This is a genomic window from Stenotrophomonas sp. 05L44_2 (assembly GCF_056665995.1).
The window spans coordinates 1-4659 of sequence record NZ_JBFTNR010000316.1; the positions used below are offsets into that span (position 1 = coordinate 1).

Consider the following 4659-nt stretch of genomic DNA (forward strand, 5'->3'; position numbering starts at 1 on the left):
CTGCTCCCCGACCACACTCCATTCAATCAAATACGGACCTACAACCTCGTACATGGCGCACCCCCTCCCTGAGTGACGTTGGCATCCAGGACGGTGAGCACACGTTCCACGGATCGCTATTGTCGGATAAACGCAGGAATGGCGTGAAGCCCTTGTCAGCACCCGTGAACTCGTGCTGCGCCTCACAGTTTGCAGGGCAGCGTCAGGGAGTGGCCGATGGCTGACCAGCTGCTCACCGCTGCCCCRGTCGACCACGGCAGCATCGACGTAGACCTGGCGCACGAGATTGCCGCGTCGATGATCGCCCGACGCGTTGCCCGCGGCTGGTCGAGGCAGACGATCCTCTCCAGCATCGAGTTCGGTCGCACACCATGCCGGCGCGGCTTCTACATGATGAAGGCTGGTGGGATCGCAATCGGGCCGTTTGCGTTCACGTGCTTCAGCGAAATTTCGGGCCGAGGTGGCCTCTTCTCGATTCGCGATCTGCTGCCTCCGCTTTCTGATCGAACGCATGCAGGTGTCGAAGAGCTGCAGCCGTTCCGGGTCGGCGACAAGGTGTGGTCCTGGTACAAGGACGAGCCAAACGCCAACTACGGCCTGCCAGACCTTCCTGGCGACGCGAGCAACTGGCGCCGTAGGCCGCGGCTGTTCACCGTTCGCGGTGTGAGCGGGCCGTTCACCGAACGAGGGTTCTGCGCCGGTCGGCCCCACTACCTCCTGAAGCTGCGCTATCAGGAAGGCCCCTCCGCAGACCACTACAACGCCGGCAATCACGACGTATGCCCGATCAAAGGACGGCCGTGGCAGATGCGCGCCGACGGCGAATACCTGGAGCTGGTGCAGCGTGCAGTGCGTGCAGCAAAGCCGCGCCGGGCTGCATCAGCGCCGGCACCTGTCCCGCCCTTTCCACCACCCCTGCCGGCCCAACTGGACCTGTTCGCATGACCGCCACATCGTTCCCAAGCAGCCCGGCCGCCGTGATTGATGCCACCAAGGCATCGTCGCGGACTGCAGCCATTGTCTCCGAGCTGTGCCATATCGATCCGRCCGGCCCACCGGTGCCCGCCGAGCGCGCCCACGCACTTGGGCATGCACTGAAGGACGAGCTCTACTCGTCCCATGTGGTTCGCTGGGAATACCGCCACAAGGACGACGTTGGCCCCGGTTGTTGGATGCAAGCCGATGCCGCGCAGGTCTGCTACGCAGATACGCGCGGCTTGGTCATCCGCGCCCTGTTCGACAAACCACGCGTGCCGCAGCCGGAGAAGGAACACGTGTTCAAGAACCGCACCTGCACTAGGTGCGGCGACCCCGAAGACTGGGCAGGCCCGGACTGCATGCCATCGGCGCAGCCGGTGGATCCGCGCAGCCGGCTTCCGTTCGATCCGCGCTGGCTGTTACAGCCGCTGCAGTGGCTGATCGACGCCGGACCTATCCCCATCAACAGTTTTGACAGGCGTTTTAGGTCCAAGGAAGCGGCGTTCCTCCGGGACCAACTGAATGCCTACATCGAGGAGTGCGAGAAGCCATGACACAGCGACAGATCAGCCATCCCGAAGGGCTGCCGGCCTGCGCCGCCGGCCACCGCGCGCGCCACATCCACGACATGCGCTGCACCAGCGCCGGCGGTGGCCACCTGGTCGAATGCTGCTGCAGATCGACCGGCAAGAAGCCGGACCCCGATGCAGCGCTGGCCGAGTGGCGGCGGATCAACCGACCAGCGCGGAGCCCGCGCGCCGTGCCGACCGCTCCCGGCAACATCGTGCAGTTCAAGCTCGGTCTGGCCGAGCAGCCACCAAAGCTGCAGCGCGCGGCAGGAGGCAATCATGGCCGCGGCTGAGAAGTTGGAAGAGCTGTTGTCATTGGAACGGGTGCGGCAGGTGACCGGCATGGGCACCACCTTCATATACGGCGAGATCAAGGCCGGCCGCTTCCCGCGCTCAATCCGCATTGGCCGGCGCGCACTGTGGATACAATCCGAGGTGCAGGGCTGGGTTCGGCAGCAAATCGCGCTGAATCGGTCGCTGTAGGTGGATGGGTAAGCGGGCGGGTAGCAATAGCTGAGACAAAGAAAAAGCCCATATTTCTAGGGGCTTTTCGAAAATTCTGGCGGAGAGAGTGGGATTCGAACCCACGGAAGGTTTAACCCTTCGCCGGTTTTCAAGACCGGTGCCTTAAACCGCTCGGCCATCTCTCCGTATCGGCCCAGCCTGCTGGCCGGGCACGCATTCTCGCACGGCCAGGCGATTTGCCCAAGACCGTTGTTCCATCGGAGGCTGGCCTCAGCCCGCGTCCACCGCCAACGCACCCAGCGCACTGGCCTTGATACGCTCCTTGGCCTTCTCGCAGGCGCCACCGCAATCCAGGCGCGAGGCCTCCAGCTGCGGCGGCAGGTGTTCGGCCAGGAAGTCGATGAATACCCGCACCGCCGGCAGCAGGCCGCGACGCGAGGCGAACACGGCATGGCACACGCCCTGGGGCAGCGACCAGTCCGGCAGCACCACTTCCAGCTCGCCGTTGCGCACGGCATCGGCGCAGACGGTTTCCGGCAGCATGGTGATGCCGAAGCCGTCCTTCACCATGCTCTGCAGCAGCGGGAAGTCGAAACCGGCCACGCGCGGCTGCAGGTCCACCCGGCGCACCGCGCCTTCCGGTCCGTGCAGTTCCCAGCGCTGGCGCGCCTCGTCTTCGCTGATGCTGAGGGTTACGTGGTTGGCCAGCTCTTCCGGGTCCTTCGGGCGACCGGCGCGGTCCAAGTACTTCGGGCTGGCCACCAGCAGTTCCTGCACCTGGCCGAAGCTGCGCATCACCAGGCTGCCGTCGTCATCCAGCCGCGAACGCACGCGCAGGGCGACGTCGTAGCCCTCGTTGATGATGTCGACACGGCGGTTGCTGATGTTCAGCTGCAGCCGCACCTTCGGGTACTGCTCGAGGAACTTGGGCAGCAGCTTGGGCAGCTGCATCTGCGCCAGCGACACCGGCACGCTGGCGCGCACCAGGCCGCGCGGCTCGGCGCTGAGGCGGTCCACCACCTCGCGCGCGGCCTGCGCCTCAGCCAGCATGGTCTGGGCGTGGCGGTGCACGCTGGTACCGACGTCGGTGACGGCGAAGCGGCGCGTGGAGCGCTGCAGCAGGCGCACGCCCAGGTCCGTTTCCAGCTGGCTGATACGGCGGCTCAGGCGCGACTTGGGGATGCCCAGTGCGCGCTCGGCGGCGGCGAAACCGCCGTGGTCGACCACCATCGCGAAGTAGTACAGATCATTCAGGTCATGCATACCCGAGTTCCATTGATAGAACAATACGTGGCATTCAACCACCTTTATCCCGTCGATGCAACAACCTATCGTTCTCTCCGTCGGCGGCAAGCCCGCCACCTCTCCCGAACATAGGTACTGCCATGAAGCTTCTGCACATCGACGCCAGCGTGCTTGGCGACAACTCCGTCTCCCGCCACCTGACCGCCGCCGTGGTGGCCCAGTTCAAGCAGCAGATCGACGGCCTGCAGGTTGATTATCGCGATCTTGACGCCAATCCGGTACCGCATCTGCGCAGCGGGTCGCTGGCCAAGACCGACCCGGCCGAGGCCGCTGATGCTGAACAGGTGCTCGAGCAGTTCCTGGCCGCAGACATCGTGGTGATCGGTGCGCCGATGTACAACTTCAGCGTGCCCTCCACCCTGAAGGCCTGGATCGACCGCGTGGCGGTGGCCGGGCGCACCTTCAAGTACACCGAGAACGGCCCGGTGGGCCTGGCCGGTGGCAAGCGGGTGATCGTGGTCAGCAGCCGTGGCGGCATCTACACCGATTCGCCGGCGGATTTCCAGGAGCCCTTCCTGCGCCAGACGTTTGCCTTCTGGGGCATCAACGAAATCGAGTTCGTGCGTGCCGAGGGCATCGCCTATTCGCCGCAGCATCGCGAAGACGCCATTGCCGGTGCACTGGCAGCGCTGCCGTCGCATGAGGCGGCGGAAGTGGCAGCGGCGTAACGCGTTCCAGCGTTCGGCGCCTCTCTCCCTCGTCTGGGCGCTGAACGCGGGCCGGGATTCCCTCCCCCATCCCGGCCCACCCTGGCGGCCCTGCTTTTGCGGGGCCGCTTTTTTTTGCCACCATGAGGCGATGAACTACATCGTGATGGCTGCGCACCGCAGCGAATTTCCGCACCCGATCACCCTGCACCGTGGCCAGGCACTGGTGGTGGGCGATCGTTATGAGGGGCCCGAGGGTTGGGAGGACTGGTTTCTGTGCGAGGCCGAGGGACAGCAGCCGGGGTTCGTGCCGGCGCCGGTGATCGGTCGCGATTCGCAGGGTGGCGCGTTTGCCACGGAGGATTACTGCGCGCGGGAGCTTGATGTGGACCCGGGGCAGCACCTGCGCGGCGTGCGCACGCTCAATGGGTGGGCGTGGTGTGTGCCGGCGGCTGGCGAGGCCGGTTGGGTACCGCTGGAGAAGTTGCGCGTAGCAGGTTGATGGATTGCGTCATCCACGCATGGCGTGGATGCCGCACCGCCTCAGTAGATCCACGCCATGCGTGGATGCGGTGCCGACATGGCCGGCACCCATCAGAAGGCCGCCGGGCATGGCCCGGCGCTACCGGCTGATCAGCCGATGGTTTCGATGCCGCCCATGTACGGGCGCAGGGCTTCAGGCACGGTGATGCTGC

General features: G+C 65.5%; 7 protein-coding genes and 1 tRNA gene. 6 read left to right on the plus strand and 2 right to left on the minus strand.

Annotation, left to right across the window (positions count from 1 at the left end):
• Positions 1-216 precede the first annotated feature (216 nt).
• From AC1VAN_RS12290 to AC1VAN_RS12305, 4 genes are read left to right on the plus strand one after another with little or no spacing between them, the layout of a single operon-like run.
• Entirely contained in the window at positions 217-945 is a 729-nt protein-coding gene (locus tag AC1VAN_RS12290) for a hypothetical protein (RefSeq protein ID WP_442251128.1), read from the plus strand.
• Positions 942-1532: a hypothetical protein gene (locus AC1VAN_RS12295; RefSeq protein ID WP_480985887.1), complete on the plus strand. Its 591-nt coding sequence runs from the start codon at positions 942-944 to the stop codon at positions 1530-1532. Before AC1VAN_RS12290 ends, AC1VAN_RS12295 begins: the two co-directional genes overlap by 4 nt.
• Positions 1529-1840, plus strand: coding sequence for a hypothetical protein (locus AC1VAN_RS12300; RefSeq protein WP_442251126.1), 312 nt, complete (start codon positions 1529-1531; stop codon positions 1838-1840). The genes AC1VAN_RS12295 and AC1VAN_RS12300 overlap by 4 nt, the downstream gene beginning before the upstream one ends.
• Entirely contained in the window at positions 1827-2030 is a 204-nt protein-coding gene (locus AC1VAN_RS12305; protein ID WP_442251125.1) for a helix-turn-helix transcriptional regulator, read from the plus strand. The genes AC1VAN_RS12300 and AC1VAN_RS12305 overlap by 14 nt, the downstream gene beginning before the upstream one ends.
• A gap of 77 nt (positions 2031-2107) precedes the next feature.
• On the opposite strand, the gene AC1VAN_RS12310 is transcribed toward AC1VAN_RS12305, so the two are convergent.
• Positions 2108-2197: transfer RNA gene (locus AC1VAN_RS12310), tRNA-Ser, on the minus strand.
• An 85-nt stretch (positions 2198-2282) separates the two neighbouring features.
• Positions 2283-3275 (minus strand): LysR family transcriptional regulator, encoded by a 993-nt coding sequence (locus tag AC1VAN_RS12315; RefSeq protein WP_025878750.1) that lies wholly within the window; start codon positions 3273-3275, stop codon positions 2283-2285.
• A gap of 122 nt (positions 3276-3397) precedes the next feature.
• Between AC1VAN_RS12315 and AC1VAN_RS12320 the strand changes: the two genes are divergently transcribed.
• Positions 3398-3985, plus strand: coding sequence for an FMN-dependent NADH-azoreductase (locus tag AC1VAN_RS12320; RefSeq protein WP_032976247.1), 588 nt, complete (start codon positions 3398-3400; stop codon positions 3983-3985).
• 130 nt (positions 3986-4115) lie between these two features.
• A complete protein-coding gene (locus AC1VAN_RS12325; RefSeq protein WP_442251124.1) occupies positions 4116-4466 on the plus strand; it encodes an SH3 domain-containing protein in 351 nt (116 codons plus the stop codon).
• Positions 4467-4659: the final 193 nt, after the last annotated feature.